Source organism: Acinetobacter wanghuae (assembly GCF_009557235.1).
Taxonomy (GTDB): domain Bacteria; phylum Pseudomonadota; class Gammaproteobacteria; order Pseudomonadales; family Moraxellaceae; genus Acinetobacter; species Acinetobacter wanghuae.
This window is the reverse complement of record NZ_CP045650.1, coordinates 973066-995492: the sequence shown is the minus strand read 5'-3', so window position 1 is coordinate 995492 and position 22427 is coordinate 973066. Positions and strand designations below refer to the sequence as shown.

23 protein-coding genes and 4 tRNA genes are annotated in these 22427 nt (G+C 40.1%); 16 read left to right on the top strand and 11 right to left on the bottom strand.

Annotated features, from left to right (window positions below):
- The first annotated feature begins 25 nt into the window (after positions 1-25).
- From GFH30_RS04550 to GFH30_RS04520, 7 genes are all read left to right on the top strand, one after another.
- Positions 26-784 carry a Nif3-like dinuclear metal center hexameric protein gene (locus GFH30_RS04550; protein ID WP_153371106.1) on the top strand — a complete coding sequence of 253 codons (759 nt, stop codon included), beginning with the start codon at positions 26-28 and terminating at the stop codon, positions 782-784.
- 155 nt (positions 785-939) lie between these two features.
- Positions 940-1566: a superoxide dismutase gene (locus GFH30_RS04545; protein ID WP_153371105.1), complete on the top strand. Its 627-nt coding sequence runs from the start codon at positions 940-942 to the stop codon at positions 1564-1566.
- A gap of 148 nt (positions 1567-1714) precedes the next feature.
- A tRNA-Asn gene (locus tag GFH30_RS04540) sits at positions 1715-1790 on the top strand.
- A gap of 5 nt (positions 1791-1795) precedes the next feature.
- Positions 1796-1871, top strand: a tRNA-Asn gene (locus GFH30_RS04535).
- Positions 1872-2121: 250 nt separating this feature from the next.
- Positions 2122-2197, top strand: a tRNA-Asn gene (locus GFH30_RS04530).
- A gap of 5 nt (positions 2198-2202) precedes the next feature.
- Positions 2203-2278 (top strand) — tRNA-Asn (locus GFH30_RS04525).
- A 64-nt stretch (positions 2279-2342) separates the two neighbouring features.
- Positions 2343-2786, top strand: coding sequence for a DUF2726 domain-containing protein (locus GFH30_RS04520; protein ID WP_153371104.1), 444 nt, complete (start codon positions 2343-2345; stop codon positions 2784-2786).
- 5 nt (positions 2787-2791) lie between these two features.
- Here GFH30_RS04520 and GFH30_RS04515 read toward each other — a convergent pair whose 3' ends face one another.
- The 6 genes from GFH30_RS04515 to glnA all read right to left on the bottom strand — a co-directional run bounded on the left by GFH30_RS04515 (position 2792) and on the right by glnA (position 7675).
- A complete protein-coding gene (locus tag GFH30_RS04515) occupies positions 2792-3016 on the bottom strand; it encodes a hypothetical protein (protein ID WP_153371103.1) in 225 nt (74 codons plus the stop codon).
- Between the two features lie 149 nt (positions 3017-3165).
- On the bottom strand, positions 3166-4383 hold the full coding sequence (locus GFH30_RS04510) for an alpha/beta hydrolase family protein (protein ID WP_153371102.1): 1218 nt from the start codon (positions 4381-4383) through the stop codon (positions 3166-3168).
- Positions 4384-4490: 107 nt separating this feature from the next.
- Positions 4491-5375: a 4-hydroxybenzoate octaprenyltransferase gene (gene ubiA / locus GFH30_RS04505; protein WP_153371101.1), complete on the bottom strand. Its 885-nt coding sequence runs from the start codon at positions 5373-5375 to the stop codon at positions 4491-4493.
- A 12-nt stretch (positions 5376-5387) separates the two neighbouring features.
- The gene (locus GFH30_RS04500) at positions 5388-5861 is read right to left on the bottom strand and encodes a chorismate--pyruvate lyase family protein (RefSeq protein ID WP_153371100.1); all 474 of its coding nucleotides are present in this window, start codon (positions 5859-5861) and stop codon (positions 5388-5390) included.
- A 24-nt stretch (positions 5862-5885) separates the two neighbouring features.
- Positions 5886-6164, bottom strand: coding sequence for a hypothetical protein (locus GFH30_RS04495; protein ID WP_153371099.1), 279 nt, complete (start codon positions 6162-6164; stop codon positions 5886-5888).
- 95 nt (positions 6165-6259) lie between these two features.
- Complete coding sequence (gene glnA, locus GFH30_RS04490) at positions 6260-7675, bottom strand: type I glutamate--ammonia ligase (protein WP_171501022.1); 1416 nt, start codon at positions 7673-7675, stop codon at positions 6260-6262.
- 797 nt (positions 7676-8472) lie between these two features.
- Between glnA and GFH30_RS04485 the strand changes: the two genes are divergently transcribed.
- From GFH30_RS04485 to GFH30_RS04455, 7 genes are all read left to right on the top strand, one after another.
- A complete protein-coding gene (locus GFH30_RS04485) occupies positions 8473-9057 on the top strand; it encodes an anthranilate synthase component II (RefSeq protein WP_153371097.1) in 585 nt (194 codons plus the stop codon).
- 19 nt (positions 9058-9076) lie between these two features.
- Positions 9077-10123 carry an anthranilate phosphoribosyltransferase gene (gene trpD / locus GFH30_RS04480; protein WP_153371096.1) on the top strand — a complete coding sequence of 349 codons (1047 nt, stop codon included), beginning with the start codon at positions 9077-9079 and terminating at the stop codon, positions 10121-10123.
- A gap of 17 nt (positions 10124-10140) precedes the next feature.
- Positions 10141-10947, top strand: a complete 807-nt coding sequence (gene trpC / locus GFH30_RS04475) for an indole-3-glycerol phosphate synthase TrpC (protein ID WP_153371095.1) — start codon at positions 10141-10143, stop codon at positions 10945-10947.
- 184 nt (positions 10948-11131) lie between these two features.
- Positions 11132-11818, top strand: a complete 687-nt coding sequence (locus GFH30_RS04470; RefSeq protein ID WP_153371094.1) for a Smr/MutS family protein — start codon at positions 11132-11134, stop codon at positions 11816-11818.
- A gap of 95 nt (positions 11819-11913) precedes the next feature.
- Complete coding sequence (folE, locus tag GFH30_RS04465; protein ID WP_171501025.1) at positions 11914-12462, top strand: GTP cyclohydrolase I FolE; 549 nt, start codon at positions 11914-11916, stop codon at positions 12460-12462.
- Positions 12463-12757: 295 nt separating this feature from the next.
- On the top strand, positions 12758-13273 hold the full coding sequence (locus GFH30_RS04460) for a hypothetical protein (RefSeq protein WP_153371092.1): 516 nt from the start codon (positions 12758-12760) through the stop codon (positions 13271-13273).
- Between the two features lie 51 nt (positions 13274-13324).
- Positions 13325-13891, top strand: a complete 567-nt coding sequence (locus GFH30_RS04455; protein ID WP_153371091.1) for a DUF4385 domain-containing protein — start codon at positions 13325-13327, stop codon at positions 13889-13891.
- Between the two features lie 17 nt (positions 13892-13908).
- On the opposite strand, the gene GFH30_RS04450 is transcribed toward GFH30_RS04455, so the two are convergent.
- The 5 genes from GFH30_RS04450 to hemE form a co-directional block, all read right to left on the bottom strand.
- A complete protein-coding gene (locus GFH30_RS04450; RefSeq protein ID WP_153371090.1) occupies positions 13909-15294 on the bottom strand; it encodes a diguanylate cyclase in 1386 nt (461 codons plus the stop codon).
- 211 nt (positions 15295-15505) lie between these two features.
- Positions 15506-17389 carry an Lnb N-terminal periplasmic domain-containing protein gene (locus GFH30_RS04445; protein ID WP_153371089.1) on the bottom strand — a complete coding sequence of 628 codons (1884 nt, stop codon included), beginning with the start codon at positions 17387-17389 and terminating at the stop codon, positions 15506-15508.
- Between the two features lie 62 nt (positions 17390-17451).
- Positions 17452-17922 carry a DUF3015 family protein gene (locus GFH30_RS04440; RefSeq protein WP_153371088.1) on the bottom strand — a complete coding sequence of 157 codons (471 nt, stop codon included), beginning with the start codon at positions 17920-17922 and terminating at the stop codon, positions 17452-17454.
- 146 nt (positions 17923-18068) lie between these two features.
- Entirely contained in the window at positions 18069-18866 is a 798-nt protein-coding gene (locus GFH30_RS04435; RefSeq protein ID WP_153371087.1) for a DUF817 family protein, read from the bottom strand.
- 9 nt (positions 18867-18875) lie between these two features.
- Positions 18876-19946, bottom strand: coding sequence for a uroporphyrinogen decarboxylase (gene hemE, locus GFH30_RS04430; protein ID WP_153371086.1), 1071 nt, complete (start codon positions 19944-19946; stop codon positions 18876-18878).
- 206 nt (positions 19947-20152) lie between these two features.
- Here hemE and GFH30_RS04425 point away from each other — a divergent pair, with 206 nt between their 5' ends.
- Positions 20153-21370 carry a L,D-transpeptidase family protein gene (locus GFH30_RS04425; protein ID WP_153371085.1) on the top strand — a complete coding sequence of 406 codons (1218 nt, stop codon included), beginning with the start codon at positions 20153-20155 and terminating at the stop codon, positions 21368-21370.
- Between the two features lie 159 nt (positions 21371-21529).
- Entirely contained in the window at positions 21530-22231 is a 702-nt protein-coding gene (locus GFH30_RS04420) for a pirin family protein (RefSeq protein ID WP_153371084.1), read from the top strand.
- The last annotated feature ends 196 nt before the right edge of the window (positions 22232-22427 follow it).

The window sequence follows — 22427 nt, the reverse complement described above, 5'->3', positions numbered from 1 at the left end:
CTTATCGCGCATTTAAGAGATCATTATGGCTTATTTAAAAGAGATTATTCAGTGGTGTGACCAGACCTTGTCTGCCTCAGCATTTAAAGACTATGCGCCAAATGGTCTACAAATTGAAGGAAAAACTGAGGTCAATAAAATTTTGTGTGCTGTATCGGCATCACAGACCGCAGTCGATGCTGCTATTGCACAGGGTGCTGATCTGTTATTGGCGCATCATGGCTATTTTTGGAAAGGCGAAGCTTATCCCATTACAGGCATGCGCGGAAAACGCATTAAAGCTTTAATTAAAAATGACATTTCTTTAGTCGGATATCATCTGCCTTTAGATAGTCATCCGAGTTTAGGCAATAACGCAGCCATTGCAGATTTGCTTGAACTTGAGCGTATTGAAGCACTTGATCCGAGCGAACGTCACCCCATTGGCAATATTGGTTATTTAAAACAGCCGATGAGCCCTGAGCAATTTAAAGCGTTTGCGTCTGAAAAATTAGGTTTTGATACTATTCATTTACCTGCGGATAAAACAGAAATTCTTAAAGTCGGTTTTTGTACGGGTGGTGCGCAGGATTATATTCATAAAGCAGCCGAGCAACATTGTGATGCCTATATTTCAGGTGAAGTCTCTGAACGTACTTTCTATGAAGCCCAAGAACTCAATGTGCATTATTATGCATGTGGACATCATGCGACTGAAAAATATGGCGTGCAACGACTCGCAAAAGCTATTTCAGAACAGTTCAATATTGAGTATAGTTATTTCGAATTGAACAATCCGATTTAATTCGTTCTAAGGGAAATTTGACCTAGGCTTTATACGTATATTTTCAGGCTTTATTCTGTATTGTTATTTAAACGCAATGCGCATTTTTGTCCAATAATCTATTACAATAAAGCCACTTAATGTCAAAACCCAGCAAAATGCAAGGAATTGAAAACATGACAACCATTACTTTACCAGCATTACCATACGGTTACGAAGATCTTGCTCCACACATCAGCAAAGAAACTTTAGAATACCATCACGACAAACACCACAATACTTATGTTGTTAACCTAAACAACTTAATCAAAGGCACTGACCTTGAAGGTAAAACTTTAGAAGAAATCATCACAGCGACTGCTGGCGATGCATCTAAAGCAGGTGTATTTAACAATGCTGCTCAAGTTTGGAACCACACATTCTACTGGAACTGTATGGCTAAAAACGGTGGCGGTAAAGCAACTGGCGCTTTAGCGGCTAAAATTGACGAAGCTTTCGGTTCTTATGAAAAATTTGCTGAAGAGTTCGCTGCTGCTGCAACAACTCAATTCGGTTCAGGTTGGGCTTGGTTGGTTGCTGACGAAGTAAACGGTAACTTATCGATCCTTAAAACTGCAAATGCTGACACGCCTCTTGCACACGGCAAAGTTGCAGTATTGACGATTGACGTTTGGGAACATGCTTACTACATCGATTTCCGTAACGCTCGTCCTGCTTACATCAAAACTTTCCTAGAAAGCCTTGTAAACTGGGATTATGCAAATGCGAAATACGCTGGTCAAGAAGCTGGTGTAGAGAAATAATTCTTTATTTCTTGCATAAAAAACCACCTTTTATGGGTGGTTTTTTTTATTTTGATTTATTAAATGCATATTATTAAAGCAAATGATTCATTTCTTTACATTATTTGGTTGACGACCTGAATATTCCTGCCTAAAATGCGCATCAGATTCTCCAATAGCTCAGTCGGTAGAGCGACGGACTGTTAATCCGCAGGTCCCTGGTTCGAGCCCAGGTTGGAGAGCCATCTATTCTTCCATAGCTCAGTCGGTAGAGCGACGGACTGTTAATCCGCAGGTCCCTGGTTCGAGCCCAGGTGGAAGAGCCAAGATTCTAAAAAAGCCCACTCATTACGAAGTGGGCTTTTTTTATGTCTACATTTTAAAATCTAAAAATAAAATGATGCTTTTAATCCCATTTTGAAATGCTATTCAAAAACACATGTACTTAAGATTAAAGCTAAAATTGTGACCTTAGATGGCTTTAGATTATTTTTAAAACACTTAATAGGCTTTTCACCGCTTTTTCTTAAAAGTTCCTTGACCCCTTTCAAAATCTCTCTATAATCGCTTTCAGATTCTCCAATAGCTCAGTCGGTAGAGCGACGGACTGTTAATCCGCAGGTCCCTGGTTCGAGCCCAGGTTGGAGAGCCATCTATTCTTCCATAGCTCAGTCGGTAGAGCGACGGACTGTTAATCCGCAGGTCCCTGGTTCGAGCCCAGGTGGAAGAGCCAAGATTCTAAAAAGCCCACTCATTACGAAGTGGGCTTTTTTCTTTTGTCCTAATTAAGTTCTCTCGTGCCGCATTTAAGTCAAATTATTTTCTTCGTTATCGGTTGCTTTGCCAGCTTTGCATTAATGTGCCTTGTGTTTCCCAACCTATTTACGCGTAAGCAAACGTTTTATCCAAAGCCAGTCATTACTAACTTCGAAAGTCGTCTGTTCAAACGTTTAAATGAAGCATTTCCCCATCATCATGTGTTGGCTCAAGTGGCATTTAGTGCACTCATTACCCACGACAATATGAAGATGCGTGCCAAATTTAATCGAAAGGTCACCGACTTTGTTTTACTCGATCAAAGTTACAAAGTCATTGCGATTATTGAACTTGATGACCCAACGCATATTGGTAAAGAACAAGAAGATGCCGAGCGTGATGCAATGTTGATTGCTGCGGGCTATATGGTCATGCGCTATACCGAGATTCCAACAGTACGTCAGTTGCAACGGGACTTAAAGTAACTGAACTATTTAGGTTGTATTGTTCGTTCTGAAGCAGCTTGCTCTGCAACTTTACGCGCTTCAATCCGCTCAAGCATTTCAGCGTGTTGTTGCTTATACTTTTCCTGATTTTTTGCATCACTATTTACTGCTAAAAATGCTACGCTTACCAACAAAATAGGCACACATAAACCCAATGTTCCCAAAATTACAAGTTTTTTAATACTGCGCGGCTGTGGCTGTTCTGACATAAAATTCTAAACGCTTTATTCAATGCTCATGGATTCACCAATATAGCAAATGCAGATATTTACTCAACGCATCATGCATGTTGTATAGCCGCGAATTTACTCCAAATAAAAAAAGCACCTCGTTCAGGTGCTTTTCTTTTACATGATAATTATTCCTTCATCAAAGAATCGACCGTATCTACCAATTCAGAAGTATAATCGGTCATAATCGTTTGATGAGTCGCATCAGGTTTCGCTCTAAAAATAAGATGATCAGGCTTTTCTACTGCCGCTATTAAATCAGGAAGTAGATAATCAACTGTAATTTGTGCAGGGACTGTAGTATCGCCCGTCCCCTGATACACATAGACTTTATTGGTTATTTTATTTTGAGCTGGCAAGTTTTCTGACAAATATGCACGAACATCAGCATCCAATAAAAATTTAGGTTGTAGCGCTTGATAAGCAGAGAAACCACCATTTGAAGATGAACTCAAGAAAAGATCGATATCATCTCTAAATTTCTCAGCCACCTGTGGTGAGCACTCTAATTCGGCATTTTTCGCAATATCGACCTTATCTGCCAAAAACGCTTGATTATAATTAAATGTGGGATTTGCCGCTTTAATACCTGAACTCACAATAGCTGCATAACCATATAATGTTCCCGCAATCTGTTTTGCTACAGGTAAAGTTTGCACAGATCCTGCATATTGATTCGCGACACCCATGCCATAATTCAAAGTTTCTGCCAAATAAGAAGCAGGTGCAATTGCAACAGTTCCCTTGAACTTATAACCTAATAAAGCCTTTTGGTATTCAGCTGCCGCTAATGCTGCATGCCCTCCTTGTGACCAACCAATGACGCTCCACTCACGACCCAATTCATCGCCATAAAATTTACGTGCTTCATGAATAGCCGATAAAATTGAATTTGCTGCACTTGTTAAATGTAAATATGGATGTGGCACATTGTCATTCCCAAGCCCCTCGTAATCAGGTGCAATCACAGCATAACCTTTTTGCACCAATCCCATAATCAGTTGTTTTTCAGGCGATGCTAATGCTAAACGTGATGGTGCACATTTATCAGCAGCACCTGTCGTTCCATGCGCCCATACCACAATTGGCCAGCCCCCTTGAGGTGCATTCCCTTTAGGCGTAAAGACTAGAGTCGTGGCTGTCACCATTTTACCCGTCACGCTCATCATTGGATAAGTGAATACATCATGCTTATTGACGACTTTAGCTACATCCCCATCAACGTTGAAGGTTTTCACAGGTCCCGTTTCAATAATGACCGTATCATTATCATCACTACCACAACCACTTAGTAGCAGTGAGCCACATAAAACCGTTAACGCTATATTTTTTATATTCTGCTTCATTTTGTATTTCCTTATTGTTATTACTTTCTCTCATCAAGAGATTCATTTAATTAAACATAAAAAAAGCACCTCATTAAGGTGCTTTTTGTAATTCATTGTATTGGCTATTAATTTATTAATAAGGCTGCAAGAATCCCTACAAAGATCATCAAACCCACCCAACGATTATGTCGAAATGCCCAAAAACATAATTGTGGATTTCGATCCTTGGTTTTTGTCCACTGATAGATGAAATCAACCCCTACTGCAGCCAAGGCAATTAAGCCAAAAGGCATCAATAAATCTTCAATTGCTAACGCGGTACCAATCAAAACAATACTGAGCAATTGCAGCAATGAAATGATTTGAATATCAAACTTACCAAAGAGTATGGCGGTCGATTTCACACCAATTTTTAAATCATATTCACGATCGGTAATGGCATATTGCGTGTCATACGCCACTGTCCATGCTAAGTTACCGAAGTATAAAAGCCAACAGGTGAGATTAGGCTCAACACCTACTGCGGTATATGCCATCGGAATTGACCATGAAAATGCCGCCCCCAAAAACACTTGCGGCAAATGCGTGTAGCGCTTCATAAATGGGTAAATAAAGGCTAAAAACAATGCACCAAATGACCAATAAAAGGTTTCAATCGGCAAGAAAAAGAGCATACAAGCACTAGCAAACACCAATGCCAAAAACACATAAATAGCTTCACGCGCTTTGATCACACCCGTTGCTAGAGGACGCGTTTTCGTGCGTTCTACCGCCCCATCAACTTTACGATCAGCAAAATCATTAATGGCACAGCCCGCAGCGCGCATAAAAATCGTGCCTAAAATCATGGGAATTAAAATTTCGAAGCTTGGTGTACCTTGATTAGCAACCCATAATGCCCACATAGTAGGCCAAAATACTAATTCTGTGCCGATGGGTTTATCAAAGCGACATAAATAATAATAAGCGCTCAATCGTTCGCGCCATGTGGTTGCCTGTGCGGTAGACATAAAAGTTAAGCCTTAAGATTTCTGTATATAGTCTTCAAATGTAGCTAAAAATGTCTCTTGGACAATGAATTTGCAGCCGTGCCAAGTATAGCAGCTCTGACGCGTCCAACCCTCTTCAAGCCAAATCACGCGACGTTCGCACTTTGGATTGGTACGCTGAAATAAATACCACCCAATAGGTCTACTCCCAATATGCTTAAAAATACGCGCCCGTTTTTTTAAGCTTAAAACTGGGAAAATACTTTTAGCTTTGACCCATGGCGCTGCTTCACAGCCATACAGATAACTTTCACGCACCCAAGCCCCATGCTGAAATGGCATCTGCATCCATTTGGCATCATTTAACAACAGCTTTTGAAAAGACTCTTGAACAGGCTGAACGCGAAACTGCCCACCTGCAAGCTCAGTCAACTGCTGAGTGAGTGAACCTGATGCGTATAACCATGGTTTAAGTTTAGCAGGCATGATTGGATTAGATTTAGACATGATGGTTTCAATATCCAAAGCTGCTTAAGCGTTATCTGTTTTAGCAATGACATCAAATGTACCATGTGCAGTTTTGCTTAGAATAAAGCCTTCAGCACTGATATAAAAACTTTTAGGGTAGTCATAATCAAGTGCTAATTCTGGATTTTTTAGTGCCACGAACTCTGCTTGCTTATACCCTTCAACGGTTCTTCCCACTTCTAAATAAGTCACTTCAGAAAAATTGAGCTTAAAACCTTTGTCGTGATCTTTTGGATCATTCCAAGGAAAAAATCCTGTATGTTTTTTACGTGGTTTTGCCATAACAGTTCAAATCGCTAATCAATAGCCCATATTACCCTAGTACAAAAAAACCCGCGACAAGCGCGGGTTTTTTTAGCGTGAAATTCTGTACAGAATTACAAGCTGTAGTACATATCGAATTCAACTGGATGCGTTGTCGTGTTCAAACGACGCACTTCTTCAGTTTTAAGCTCGATGTAAGCCTCAAGCATTTCTTTCGTGAACACGCCACCTTTAAGCAGGTAATCATGATCAGCTTGAAGTGCTTCAAGTGCCATATCAAGGCTGTGTGCCACTGTTGGGATTTTTGCTTCTTCTTCAGGAGGAAGATCGTACAAGTTTTTGTCGGCTGCTTCACCTGGGTGGATCTTGTTTTGAATACCATCAAGACCCGCCATCAACAATGCTGCGAAACCTAAGTACGGGTTCATCATTGGATCTGGGAAACGTGCTTCGATACGTTTGCCTTTCGGGCTAGACACGTAAGGAATACGGATAGAAGCCGAACGGTTACGTGCTGAGTAAGCAAGCATAATCGGTGCTTCGAAGTGTGGCACTAAACGTTTGTATGAGTTTGTTGACGGGTTAGTCAACGCATTCAGTGAACGTGCATGTTTGATAATACCACCGATGAAATACAACGCCATTTCTGACAAACCTGCGTATTCATCACCAGCAAACAAGTTCTTGCCATCTTTAGAGATTGACATATGAACGTGCATACCAGAACCGTTATCACCTACCATTGGTTTAGGCATAAAGGTCGCAGTTTTTGCGTATTGATGTGCAACGTTCCAAACTGCATATTTGAACTGTTGAACTTCGTCCGCTTTACGAACCATTGTGTTGAAGCTCACACCAATTTCTAATTGGCACGATGCAACTTCATGGTGATGTACTTCTACACGACCAGGGCCCATGATGTCTTCAATACGCGCACACATATCCGCACGCATGTCATGAGAAGAATCTACAGGAGGAACTGGGAAGTAACCGCCTTTTACACGTGGACGGTGACCAGAGTTACCGCCTTCGTAATCTTTGTTTGTAGACCAAGCAGCTTCTTCAGCGATCAATGTATGGCGCGCGCCAGACATATCAATTTCCCATTTTACTTCGTCAAATACGAAGAATTCTGGTTCTGGACCAAAGAATGCAGTATCACCAATACCTGTCGATTTTAGGTATTCTTCAGCACGGCGAGCAATCGAACGTGGGTCACGGTCATAACCTTGACCAGTTGAAGGTTCAATCACGTCACAAGTGACCACAACTGTAGGCTCGGCGAAGAACGGGTCAAGGAAACCTGTTGCAGCATCTGGACGTAAAATCATGTCAGAAGCTTCAATGCCTTTCCAACCTGCGATTGAAGAACCATCGAACATTTTACCGTCTTCAAATGTGTCTTCATCGATAGTGTCAGCTGGATAAGTTACGTGCTGCTCTTTACCTTTCGTGTCTGTAAAACGGAAGTCGACCCATTTTGCGCCACTTTCTTGGATGAGTTGAAGGACCTTGTTCGCCATGCTCAATTTGCTCCGATGTTTTTTTGTTGCACTCGTTACGTGCGTGTTAGTAGTTGGTAGTTATAAAGCAATTACCGTACCAACTTTTAAAAGTAAAGATAAAATCCTGAAATCCTTATTAGAAAACGTGATTAGGCCCTTGTACTTTGCGCTTATTATACTTGCTATGAAACTAAATGCACTATATTCACGCACTGTTAATCCGTTTTGTTTTATTGGTATTTTTTAGTGCACCTAAATAGTGCATCTTACAACTCTGCTTTCTTTATACTCCTTCATTATTGAGTATTCTGGTGTGTTTTATAGCCATAAGTGTAAATTTTCAGCAGATTTTAAGTTTATGTGTAATTTTGACTCACTTTTATTCAGGCAATGTCGCCCTAAAAACTCCCTGTTTTGAGTCACTTTAAAGTTTTGATTATGAATTCCTACAGATCAGAAAATTTCTTTAAATTTAACTGTTGGTATTTCAAACGATATGGCTGTCTATTTTTCATTTTTCTTATCAGTTTGCGCTTAAAAAGCTATTTTTAGAAAACTTTAGGTTTGGCTAAAACCAACTATTTTTTATAAGGAATTAACAATAGATGTATTCGGACTAAAAACCTAATTCCCTCTATAAAAAAGGGGGAAAATCTCATCCCGAAATCACCGATTATTTGTTATGATGATTCACGCTTTATTTTCACGTAATGAAATCAATTATTTAATTGATAATCTAAATCAATTTATGTGACATAAAAATAAAGTCCGACCTTAACAACGCTAGCACTTCATGTGCATAAATTTTACAGGTTAAGCTCATGCTTTTAATGATCGACAACTATGACTCTTTTACTTACAACATCGTGCAATATTTTGGCGAACTCAATCAAGAAGTAAAAGTGGTCCGTAATGATGCCGTGACATTGGAAGATATTGAGCGATGGCAACCGAAGTATTTGGTCATTGGTCCTGGTCCATGTTCACCGAGTGAAGCGGGCATTTCCATTGCTGCGATTCAACACTTTGCTGGCAAGATTCCTTTACTCGGGGTATGTCTTGGGCATCAAAGTATTGGGCAAGCCTTTGGTGGGGATATTATTCGTGCGAAACGTGTCATGCACGGTCGTCTATCCGACATGTACCACAGCGATACGGGCATTTTCAGCAATCTGCCCTCGCCTTTTGCTGCAACACGCTATCACTCTTTGGTGATTGATCAAGCAACGCTTCCAGAATGCTTGGAAGTGACGTGTTGGACCAATGAAAATGATGGCTCAATGGAAGAAATTATGGGGATCAAACATAAGACATTGCCGATTGAAGGCGTGCAGTTCCACCCTGAATCGATCCTAAGCGAACATGGCCATCAAATCTTTAAAAACTTTTTAGACATTTATGCATAATTAAGCGAAATTTTACAACATGAATATTCAACAAGCGTTACATAACATCACCAAAAATATTGAACTGACTCAAGATCAAATGGAATGCGTAATGCGCACCATCATGAATGGCGAAGCGACCGATGCACAAATTGGTGCGCTGATGATGGGGCTACGCCTTAAAGGCGAAAGTATTGATGAAATTACTGCTGCTGCACGTGTGATGCGTGAATTTGCCATCAAAATTGATGTCAGTGATTTGCCGTATTTAGTCGATATTGTCGGTACAGGTGGTGACGAACAAAACCTATTTAATGTATCAACAGCTTCAAGCTTTGTCACCGCTGCTGCGGGCGCAACCGTAGCCAAACATGGTGGTCGTGGTGTGTCATCAAAATCAGGATCTTCTGATTTACTTGAACAAGCAGGTATTAACCTTGACTTAAATATGCAGCAAACTGAACGCTGTATTCGTGATATCGGCATTGGTTTCTTATTTGCACCCAACCATCATAAAGCGATGAAATATGCTGCAGGTCCACGTAAGGAACTGGGCTTCCGTAGTATTTTTAATTTACTTGGCCCACTTACAAATCCGGCTGGTGTACGTCGTTTTGTGATTGGTGTATTTTCAAAGGAATTGTGTCGCCCATTGGCTGAAGTACTGAAACACCTCGGTGCTGAACATGTCATGGTGGTACATTCACGCGATGGTCTTGATGAAATCAGTTTGGCATCATCGACCTCTGTCGCTGAACTCAAAAATGGCGAAGTTTTTGAGTGGGAAATCTTGCCTGAAGATGTCGATATCGAATCGCAAACATTGACGCATTTATCGGTAGACAGCTCGACTGAAAGTTTAAATCTGATTAAAGACGCTTTAGGTAAGAAAAAATCCCCTGTTGGTGAAAAAGCTGCAAATATGATTGCGCTCAATGCCGGTGCTGCGATTTATGTCTCTGGTTTAACGTCAAGCTATAAACATGGTGTCGCACTTGCACACGATATTATTTATGGCGGTCAGGCGCTTGAGAAGATGAGCGTACTGTCTGAATTCACCAAAACCGTTAAACAGTACAACGCCTAAGGAATGGAATAAATATCATGGTTGATATCGCAAATACAATTTTAGGCAAAATCGTTGATCGTAAAAAAGAAGAATTTGCACTACGTTTAAAGCAAAAAAGTTATAAAGATCTTGAAGAGCTAACCTTAGCTGCATCACCTGTACGTGGTTTCTCGCAGTCACTGCTATCTAAACGCCCGGGTGTGATTGCTGAAATTAAAAAAGCGTCGCCTTCAAAAGGGATTATTCGTGAGAATTTTAATCCTGCTGACATTGCAGCGCAGTATCAAGATGCAGGTGCGGCATGCTTATCTGTTTTGACCGATGTGGATTTTTTCCAAGGTCATGATGACAATATTCAAATTGCCCGTACACACTGTGACTTGCCCGCACTTCGTAAGGATTTCTTGATTGATCCTTATGGTGTAATTGAAGCGCGCGCTTTACATGCTGACTGTATTTTATTAATTGTGGCATGTTTATCTGATCAACAATTGGAAGAAATGTCGAAGACTGCATTTGAGCACAACTTAGATGTGTTGGTTGAAGTGCATGATGAAGCCGAACTTGAACGTGCTTTAAGATTATCGGATCGTTGTTTATTGGGCGTGAATAACCGTAACTTAAAAACCTTTGATGTCGATCTAAATACCTCACTACGTTTGAAAAAGTTACTCGATCCATCTCGTCTTTTAGTCACTGAAAGCGGTATTGCAACGCCTCAAGATGTAGCTATGATGCAAGAACATGACATTCATGCATTCTTGGTCGGTGAAAGCTTTATGAAACAACCTCGTCCTGATCATGCATTCCGTGATTTATTTGGTGAACCTGAATCAGTTTAATGGTTCATTTGAAATAACTAAAAAGCCCAATCATGAAGATTGGGCTTTTTTATTCTGCCTAAGAGCGACAGGTACTGCATATTGAAGTAACGCATTATCTATAGGTGTTGCAAGCTTTTCAGTTCTCATCTGTGACATTTCAGACTATAATTTAACGACCCTTTGACATCTTCCTATTTTCACTATGAGCAACGATTCTTCATTTTCAAAGTCACAGCTTGATTTGTTAAAGCAGATGAAAAAACAAATTACGACAACGCAGGTGCAGGAACAGATCAAAAAGGTTCAGCAAGCCGCTGCGAAAGTTGAAGACGATCTCGAAGATGAAATGGCTTTATTCCATAAGCAGATGCAAGGCGTACAAAAAATTGAAGCCAGCAATCGTGCCAAAATTGAAAAGCCGAAAAAGAAAAAGATAGATGCCCAAACTTTAGCAAAACGTGCATCAGCCATGGGTCCAATGGAAACAGAAGACACGATTATGTCGGATACCCACGCTATGCTTAATCCTGTCGGTAGCCAAGTGGCGCTCAGTTATCGTATTGCGACATTGCAACATAAAGTGTTTGAAGATTTAAAAGCCGGCAATTTACGTTGGTTTGAAGCAGTCGATTTGCATGGTTGTACCATCGAAGAAGCCCGCTCAGCGGTTTTACAAATTATTCAAATCGCAAAAGATGAAAATCAAAATGTGATTAAAATTGTGCATGGTAAAGGTCCTGAAGCGATTTTAAAAAGCTATGTGAATAGTTGGCTCCGTCAGCATCGTGATGTCTTGGCATTTGTCAGCGCACCTGAAAAACAAGGCGGTACAGGCGCTGTTTTAGTCCTGCTAAAACGTGCTGAAAAAAACCCACAGCTCAAACAGTAAACAGTTTCACCTTCAAAGCAAGGCATTGTATTTGTTTTCTGATACAATGCCGTCCTTATTCTTTTTCTCAGTGTAAGTGAATACGTCACATGACTATGCAGCAATCCTACGCAAACATTCTTACTGCCGTTGGTGAAGATTTAAATCGCCCGGGTCTCAAAGATACGCCAATGCGTGCTGCCAAAGCATTTTCATATTTGACTTCTGGCTATAGTCAAACACTTGAAGAAGTGACCAACAAAGCGGTCTTCCCTTCAGATAACCGTGAAATGGTATTGGTTAAAAATATCGAATTTTATTCACTCTGTGAACATCATTTATTGCCATTTTATGGTCGTGTGCATATTGCTTACTTACCTGAAGGCAATGTTTTAGGCTTATCTAAATTCGCACGTATTACTGAAATGTTTGCGCGTCGTTTACAAATTCAAGAAAACTTGACCCAGCAAATTGCAGAAGCTGTAGCAGAAGTGACTGGCGCACGTGGTGTGGCTGTGGTGATTGACTCTGCACATATGTGTATGATGATGCGCGGTGTGGGCAAACAAGAATCAACCACACGCACAGTGTCTTTCGTGGGTGATTTTAAAACCAATAAAGAAGAACGTCGTGAATTTTTAAGTGCTGTACCTGAAGCGTATTAAGCATTTATTGCTCCAATTCTATAAACCTCGATACGTCGGGGTTTTTTATTGCCTGATAAAATAAAAAGAGCAGGTTTTTTGCCTACTCAAATTAAAGCGAGTTTATTAATCTTGTAACTTAAAAATAAAAAGAGGCTTTACAATTCAAAGGCTTATAAATCCCAAGTACAACTGACTAACAATTGGAAACAAGATCACCTTTTATCGTGCGCCATTTATTCGTACATTGATCTCAGATGAATTTTCATCCAATCATCCTTATGCAATATAACAACATTATCGGAAGGACTGCATCATGGCTACAGCGAAGAAAACAACTGACGCAAAAAAAACAACTGAAAAAGACAGCAAAGACAACAGCACTAAAAAAGTGGCGAAAGACAGCAAAAAAGCCACCGAAGTAAAGGCTAAAAAATCGACCAAAAGTACAGCAAAAGACACAGATAGCAAAGCATCGAAAAAAGCCACAACTGCGAAGAGTAAAACCAGTAGTGCTAAAAAGGAAGCTGCATCTAAAGACGAAAAAGTGAAAGCTAAAAAATCAGCGAGTAGCAAAGACGCAACTTCAGCTAAGGCTGAGAAATCAACCTCAACCAAAAAAACCGCGAAAGCAAAAACCGAAAGTAAAACCAAGGATGAAAAACCGAAAGCTGAAAAGGCAGCGAGTAAGAAATCATCTACAACGAAAAGCAAAACTGCTGCTGCAAAAAAAGAAGCAAGTACTACGTCAAAAACTAAAGAAAAAGCCAAAGATGAAAAACCAAAAACATCTAAAGCAAAAACCAAATCTACGAGCAAAAAAACCAAATAAAATCAGCCCCATTCGTGGGGCTTTTTAAAGCATCCCATTTGAGGTGGCAATGTGAAAGAAGTCAAATCGTCAGATGCAAACAAAACACCTAGACGAATCTCTCGTGTTAACTCAACGAGTTTTGATTATTCACTCGATTTTAAAAAGATTAACTTTAGAGAACGCCCTGAACTGTATCGCATTGGTCGTGGTGAACAAGGCGTGCTTTTAGTCGAACCTTATAAATCAGAAATCCTCCCCTATTGGCGTTTTGCCGACGTAGAAAAAGCCACCATTAGTAGTGAAAAAATTTGGACACTTTTTGAAGCCTATTTAAACACTGAAGATTTTGTCGGTGCAGATATGGCACGTAAATTTTTACAAATGGGCTTTACGCGTGCGCGTCGCTATGCCAATCATAAAGGCGGTAAAAAATATGATGGCGCAGTGCCTGAGGATAAAAAAGGCTTAAGCGGTGCGCATGGTCGTGATGAATTGCCACGACAACCAGAAGATCCGGTGAAAGCAGCTGCCGCTGCCATTTTCAAAAAAAAATGGGATGAAGCCAAAGTTCATCCCAAATATTTACAGCAAAAAGAGCAATTCTTAGCGCTGATTAAAAACCAAGAGCAAGCTTAAACGAAGATGAATCTTGTTTAAGCCAAAGTCGCTTGCAGAGTTGACTGCGCAACATAGACACGATTTCGACCTGTATTTTTTGCAGCATACAGTGCTGTGTCTGCGGCATCTAAGAATTTTTGATAATCTGGATGACCGTCGAAAAGAACACAACCTATACTCACGGTAAATTTAAACTGTTGCCCTTGGCTCGTTGCAATCATGCCATGCTCAACGTATTGACGAATACTTTCCGCCACACTAATGGCACGCTCTAAATCGGTATCGACCAATAACAATAAAAATTCTTCACCACCGACACGAAAAGCGTAGTCACTGCCTTGGCTATATTTTTGCAAAGCTTCTGCAATAAACTTCAGTGCTAAATCCCCTGCTGCATGACCAAATTTATCATTAATAGATTTAAAGAAATCGGCATCAATCGCAAGTAAAGACAACGGTGTACGATTTTGACGAGAAAAGGTAATTTCACGTCCAATAATAGTGTTTAAATAACGGCGATTTAACAGTTGAGTCAATGCATCATTGCCTGATTCAATATATTCCGAGACTTGGAACAGTTGATCGACTAACAGTTGAATCTCACGATTTAGATCACGAATGGATTGAATCAGGGTCAGAATTTTCTCTTTTTCTACACATTGCACCACCACATCATTCAATTGATCGACTTGATAAATACGGTCAATAATCAGTTGTACTTGATCTGAACCTGAGAAAGCATACGAAGCTTTATGAATAAACCATAAGCCAAATTCAGACTTTGACAACATCGGATGTTTAAAATTATGTCCACCTGAAAAGACTTTAAACATCAGATCATTTTCCCAATCGAGTAATGAACTTCGCTGTTTATCTTTTTGTACTGCAACATCTTGCATAGCTGAGAACAAGCGATAACTATGTTTGACTTCTTGATTGGCTACCGTCTTTGCTTCATAAGAACGGCACATGATTTCTGTGGCAAAGCCCATGATTTGAACGATATAGCTACAAGTGGTTAAGGCACTTTTATATTCAGCTTCACTCAGTAACTCAAACATTTTACGTTCAATTTCACGCACACCGCGCATAATTAACCATGATGGAATGCCAACACGCGCATGCACATGCCCCACCATACGTTGTTTTTTGACCGCTTCTGTAAAGCTTTTATTGATGCCAACACTGAAGCTTTCTAACAACCATTGATTGAGCGTATCTCGTAAGCGTTGCTGAATTAAATCATCAGAAAAGAATTCCGCAGATTCCTTTTCCAGCAACATATTCTTATAAAATTCTTCTACCAGAACCAAAGAATGCTCTTGGATGAATTGAAAGGCATGTAATAAATCATCCGATGAATAATTTTGACATATATGTTTCCACTGCTCAGCCAGCAAGGCCATACATTCATTATTCATACACTTGGTCCCCACAACCGCAATTTGCGAAAAATTATGTGACAAATATATCAAAAAAAGGGGGAAATACTAAAATACTAGGTTTATATTTTAGATTTTAGATAATATAAATAGTTAAATATTTGATGTACATAGTAAATATTTAAGAAAAAAGCCACTTATTTTAAAGTTTTTACTCAGTTTTTTTAGTCAATAAGCGCGCCTTTATAAATTAAAAATAGCGTAATAAACTGAGTCCAAATTTGTTCCAATCTAGATCATTTTGCTGTTGATATTGCCAGTGCACACGTACCGCGTTTTGGTGATTAAAATGATATTGTAATTGCGCACCGGTATTAAATTGCCATTGATGCTGATCTTCCCAATACGGCATGTGTAGCTGCAGCACGCTCATCCACTTTTCTGTCCAAATATTTTGACATCCCAAGGTAGGTCCAAGTCCAACACGCCAACCTCGATCCAAATCCTTCCCTGCCTGAATATGATTTTGAATTTGAGCAAAACATAAATGTTGTCGATCTGCATCTGCCACACTAAAACCAAACTGAGTATTTAGATTAAATACGCCATGTTGATGCTGATCACTAAATTCACCTTGATGTTGTGCTTCTTGCTTCCAACCAAGATTAAATCCCCAACTTAATGGGGTTTTGAAGGCAGTGATCGGATTATAAGCATTCACAGCCAAAAGCTCGAAATGATCTAATTTCAGTTCGTGATCGCGATATTGCAGACTCGCATCTAAAAACTTGAGCTGAGTTCCAATGCGATAGCCGCCTTGTGGATCCATCAAATCATGGTATGCCGCACGGCTAGAAATTTCAAAAAATGAATCATTTTGTAGCTGCCCTGTACTAAGCGTAATTTGGCTTGCATCGTGGCTTTTTACGGGATCAATCTTTGGAATTTTTACTGCTGCTCGCTGCTTATCAACGCTGAGCTGACTACGCAGAATCAATAATTGTCTGAGTTTCGGTTCAGCTTGCTTGGCATCAACTTTACGAGCATTTAATTGTAGATATAAATCGTCGTAAGCCATTTCTAAAATTTTAGCTTGATCTTGAGGGTCAAACCCATCCAATTGTTTTGAAAAGGCTTGCGGCTGACTTAAGCTAAGGTAGTGAGCCACTTTTGCCAAGGCATGGCCATGCTGCTTAGACTGTGCATTAAGTTGAGTTTCTAAAGCGGGTCGATAGACCACATCGGCAATCAGTTGATTGTGATCAATCTCTTTGAGGGTTTGCATCGGAATCGCAGACAACTTAAATTGCTGCTGTACATTCAGCTCAGGACGGACTAAATCAATTAGCCCCAATAGTCGATAGGCGCAGTTGTCATTGATAAAGTAATAGGGAAATTTTACCTGCTTCAGTTCCCAAATATGTTTAACCAAAAACTGAGTTTCTTGCTCAGTTAAATTTAGTTCATATTCCCATAAATCACGGCTTTCTAGATCACCATATTCTTTGACTTTTCGGTAATATGGCATCAGCGAATATTCACCCGGATACTGCCCTGTCAGCCCTTTCCATGCATAAGACCAACTTTGCTCACCCTCTACCGTCGCAGCATAATTGACGGCATAAGAGATCAGATTTAATTGTTTTTGATTTTTCGGATCGAGCCGAAGTAAGGTATGTCCAAACATCGAACTCGGATTACCCATAAAGTCTGTCGCATAAATTAAAGTGGCTTTATAGGGTTTAATTTGTCCCAACCAATCCTCTAATTCAGAACATGTTACCTCAGGTAATTCTGTCTCTGAAATATTCAGGGCTTTGATTAAAAATTCACTACGTGCAGGAAATTTGCAGCGAATCGATTGATTATCTTCAGCCTGATCAAACAAGGCTTGCACATTCATTTCGAGTTCTTGCTTTAAATCGTTTTGCCCATTTTTGGCATAGAAAAAGCCAGTGTACGTTACTTCACTTTTTAATTCTTTATTGGCATAGAGCAAGCGCTGCCACGTTTTATTTTGATCAAGTTGAAGTGACAGGGCTTTTTGCGCATACACATCGCTTAAAGATGGGGAGCCAAATGTCAGTGAGCTACATGAAAGAAGTGTACTAACAAGAATAAATTTGGATTTCATAGAAGATAATAATTTTTATAAAGAGAAAAACCCTGCCAAATGGACAGGGTTTTTAAAGCGTATTAAACGTATTCTTTTAATACTTCATCATTTGCCATCACACTTTTTAATGATGCCAATACGTCTAAAGAAGTTTGGTTTTCAGCCGCATAGATTTTGCCAAAATTTTGCTTAGATAATGCAAAGAAACGTGCTTTATCGTCTGCTTCAATTTTTAACAATTCAGCTAACACGTTTAAGCTTTCTCCTTCACCCACCGCCATATCACGCGCCAATGATTCAGCATTTTCATTGGTAAATGTCACCACTTGTGCAGTGACAGTACCTGTACCGCTACAACCCAAAGTACCGAAAGTAATACCGAATAATTGGTTAGCGAAAATACCATTGGTCGTCGCTGCTAAAATTTTAGCCACTTTACCTGATTGACCTGCCCACACTTGAGAACCGATACCACAACCTGCATCACGGTCAGCAAAAGCAGCCGTAGATCCTAGCGCCACAACCGCAGCAAGCATAATTTTTTTCATCATCGTCATTTCTCCTGAGAATTATTCTCAATGTTTTTAGTTATAAAGGTGTCATTTACGACACGTTTTGAGATTAACGTGTCGCTGTCTGAAACGCAAAATAAATTATGCCAATTACACCCAATCATGTCGTTAAATCGACAGATGCCTTATTTTAACGTCCATGTGCCTTTCACATCACGGTTACCCAAAATTTTAAGCACGAGAACCAAACTGAGTAAGAGGAGCAAATACCATGAACCTAACTTCCCCCAACCCACCATATGCCAAGCATCAACTTGACTTGGATACAACCAAATTTGATAGAACGTACTGATATTTTCCGCAATCCAGATGAGAAATGCCAACAATGCCAAAACAGGCAACATCGGCAGCTGAAAATGGTGATGCTGTAACTCAAAGCGAATCTTGGTTTTCCAAAAAATCACGATACTCCAGCCAAACAGAACCACGCGATAATCTGGAATAAAAAATTTGCTCATAAAATTGATATAGGAGAGCACAGCTAACGCAAGCATGTTGCCAAAACGCGGCAATTTTTCGAACGAGACCTGATACAAACGCAAAGAACGCGCAAAAAAGCTACCAACGGCGGAATACATAAACCCGGCAAATAAAGGCACGGTTAAAATTTTAAATACCGCAGGCTGTGGATATTGCCATGATGCAATTGCAGGATGGGTCAGAAAAATCTCCATGACCATCGCTACAATGTGAAAGAGCGCAATCACTTTTGCTTCCGCCCATGATTCTAATTTGGCATAGAGCAACAGCGCTTGAATAGTTAACGCATAAAACAACAAATAGTCATAACGGTAAAAACCGACATACAGGTCGCTGCCCATAGCGGCAGTTAAGGCAAACGCCAGCAGCAATAAAATTCCAAATAAGGCAGCCGAAGCTGCCTTATATGAAAATTCAAAACCTGATTTTAAAATTGCAATCAAGTTTTTATCCTATAAATATTTTGCGCTGTATTCATGCACAGTGTCGATAAATGCTTTTGGATTGGCAGGGTCGACCCATTGCGTAATACCATGACCTAAGTTGGCCACATAACCCGTCTTTTCACCATTGGCATAGGCATCATCAAGCATTTGTTTGGTGGCTTGAATGATACGATCATGAGAACCATACAAGGTTGCAGGATCTAAATTACCCTGTAATGCCGCACGACCAGCTACGGTTTGACGAGCTGTCTGTAAATTCGTAGTCCAATCTAAGCCAAATGCATCTGCACCTGTCGCAACCATTGGCTCTAACCACTGACCGCCACCTTTGGTAAATAAGATTACTGGAATTTTACGACCGTCTTTTTCACGTTGTAAGCCCGAGACAATTTTCTGCATATACTGCAGTGAAAATTCAAGATACTCACGATGTGCGAGTGCACCGCCCCAACTATCAAAAATTTGAACGGCTTGTGCACCAGCATCAATCTGTGCATTTAAATAATCAGTCACGGCATCCGCCAAACGTGCCAATAAAGCATGTAAGACTTCAGGCTGCGCGTACATCATATTTTTAGTAAAGCGGAAATCTTTGCTTGAACCACCTTCAACCATATAGGTGGCTAGTGTCCACGGACTACCCGAGAAACCAATCAAAGGGACTTGACCACCCAATGCCGAACGAATGGTACTAACAGCATTCATGACATAATCTAAATCTGACTTAGCATTAAAGGCAGGCAAATTCGCGACATCTTGTTCTGTACGAACCGTTTTACGGAATTTTGGACCTTCACCGGCTTCAAAGTACAAACCTAAACCTAAAGCATCGGGTACGGTTAAAATATCAGAGAATAAAATCGCCGCATCCAAGTCATAACGACGTAAAGGTTGTAAAGTCACTTCACAGGCGAAATCATTATTTTTGCAAAGAGAAAGGAAGTCACCCGCCTTCGCACGCGTTTCACGATACTCTGGTAAATAGCGCCCCGCTTGACGCATCATCCACACAGGCGTTGCATCTACAGGTTCACGCAATAAAGCACGCAGAAAACGATCATTTTTTAAGGTCGTCATTCACATTCCAATCTATCTTTGATGTTTGTCCTATCATATCAAAAAGCCTCGCTTTTGAATAACTTCCCATAATGTTAAATACCGATCAGCAACATTCAAGAATTGTGAGGATTTACACAAAACAAATACTGCAACAGTGGTTTTTTTCTGTAATACTTATACTGTTTTTTCACATAGTTAATGAATAATTCTTAAGGTTGAATTACATGTTCGTTCGCACCATACTCGCTATGAGTTTAACTTGCATCACTGCAGGCACTTCTTTTGCGGCTTTTGCTGCTGAACAACCATTGAATCCTAAAGTGACAGCCAACGTGTCAGTTCAAGATCCGATCGATCCTTTAGCGACAGAAGCGTCATCTGCTCAACCCAATGCAGAGTCACAAATCTCTCCACAAGAACAACAAGATTTAAACACAGCATCTGATGCGCTCAACAATCTTCAAACTTCAGAAGATCAAAATGCAGCAATTGGCGATGCACCACAAACCAAATCACCTGCTCAAGCTGTGACAAAAGCGTCATGGACCTTAGATGGTCTTAATAATGCTGCTTGGTATGACAATATTGGGGCAGGTCAATTCCCTGTCTATGCACGTGCACATGTCATGCTGAACAATGCCCATGCATCACCAGGTGCAATTGACGGTACTAGTGGTAAAAATACGTTAAAAGCAATTTCATCATTCCAACAAATGAATGGCATTAAACCAAGTGGTATTTTAACCCAAGAAACTTGGGATAAATTAGTGGCATTACATGGTTCAAAACCTGCTTTTATCGAATACACCATTACGGCTGAAGATCTCAAAGTGCCATTAGCAAAATCAATTCCACATGATTATGCACTTCAAGCCAAAATGCCGGGCTTGTATTACACCTCAATGAGCGAAATGTTGGGTGAAAAATTCCACATGGATGAAGGCTTCTTAAAGATGCTTAATCCGGGTGCGAACTTTAGCAAAGTCGGTCAAAAAATTATTGTCACCAATATTCGTAATGAGTTATCTGAAGACATTCATTTGATCGTTGCGCATAAAGGTGCAAGACAGTTATACCTGTTCAACAGCAAGAACCAAATGGTCGGTTCGTTCCCCGCAACGATTGGTGGTACAGATACACCATCACCAACAGGCACATATAAAGTAACAGGCGTGGCAAAAAATCCGCATTATAGCTACTCACCTTCTAACTTCGTGCAAGGTAAAAACTTAAAGCCATTGTCTTTACCACCGGGTCCAAACGGTCCTGTAGGTAACATCTGGATTTCACTGAGCAAACGTTCATTTGGTATTCACGGTACACCAAACCCATCGATGATTTCTAAATCATTCTCACATGGTTGTATTCGTTTAACCAACTGGGATGCCAATGATTTAGGTCGTAAAGTGAAAAATGGTACGACTGTTCGGTTCTTAGAATAATCAATTCATTTCAATAAAAAACCCACCCTCGTGTGGGTTTTTTAATATGCAGCTTTTGTCGTTGCAAAAATGCAATGATCTGTCTTTAAATTGCTATTTTTCTCAGGATAAAACAACATTAAGATGATCTTAATTTAAAAAATAACGTGAGATACAGCTATGAATGCTTTTGTACATCGCAGTGAAAATCGTGGTCATGTCAAAATGGGTTGGCTTGAATCTAAACACAGCTTCTCTTTTGGCAACTGGTATAACCCTGACTATATGGGTGTGAGTGCTTTACGTGTCATTAATGATGATTTGATTGCGGGCAACCAAGGTTTTGGTCAGCATCCACATGACAACATGGAGATTTTGACTTGCGTGTTGAACGGTACGATTACCCATCAAGACAGTATGGGCAATCATGGCGGGATTACTGCGGGCGAATGGCAACTCATGAGTGCGGGCACAGGTGTTCGCCATAGTGAAATCAACCAAGGTGATGAGCAAGTACATTTGTTGCAAATTTGGATTATTCCAAATGAGCGTGATGCTAAACCCAATTATCAGCAAATTCGTTTAGATCCGCGTGAATTTCCTAACCAATGGCATTTGATTTGTGGTCCAAATGACAACGCACCGATGCATATTCGTCAAAATGCGGAGGTGAAGACTGCTGTAATTGAAAAAGATTACGCTTTAGCGGTGAAAGCCACTCAACATATGAATTATGTACATGTGATTTCAGGTTCTGTGCAAATTAATGAATATACCCTCAATGCTGGCGATGCGATTGCATTCCTAGATGACGTGGATATGAAAGCGTTGGATGATGCGCAAGTGATTTGGTTTGATTTGCCAGAACGTATTACTGCATAAGTGAAAATAAGCGAATAAACAGGAGTTCAGCCATGAGCTCCTATTTTTTTAATAATGATGCTCATCGAGCATAAAATAGAATTTTATTTTAATAAAGATGACGGATAAGCTCTTTGTATCTTCAATTTCTCATGATCTTTTAAACATTATTCCACTTTTTTAAATTATTTATATAGGCTGCTTAAAATTCCTAATT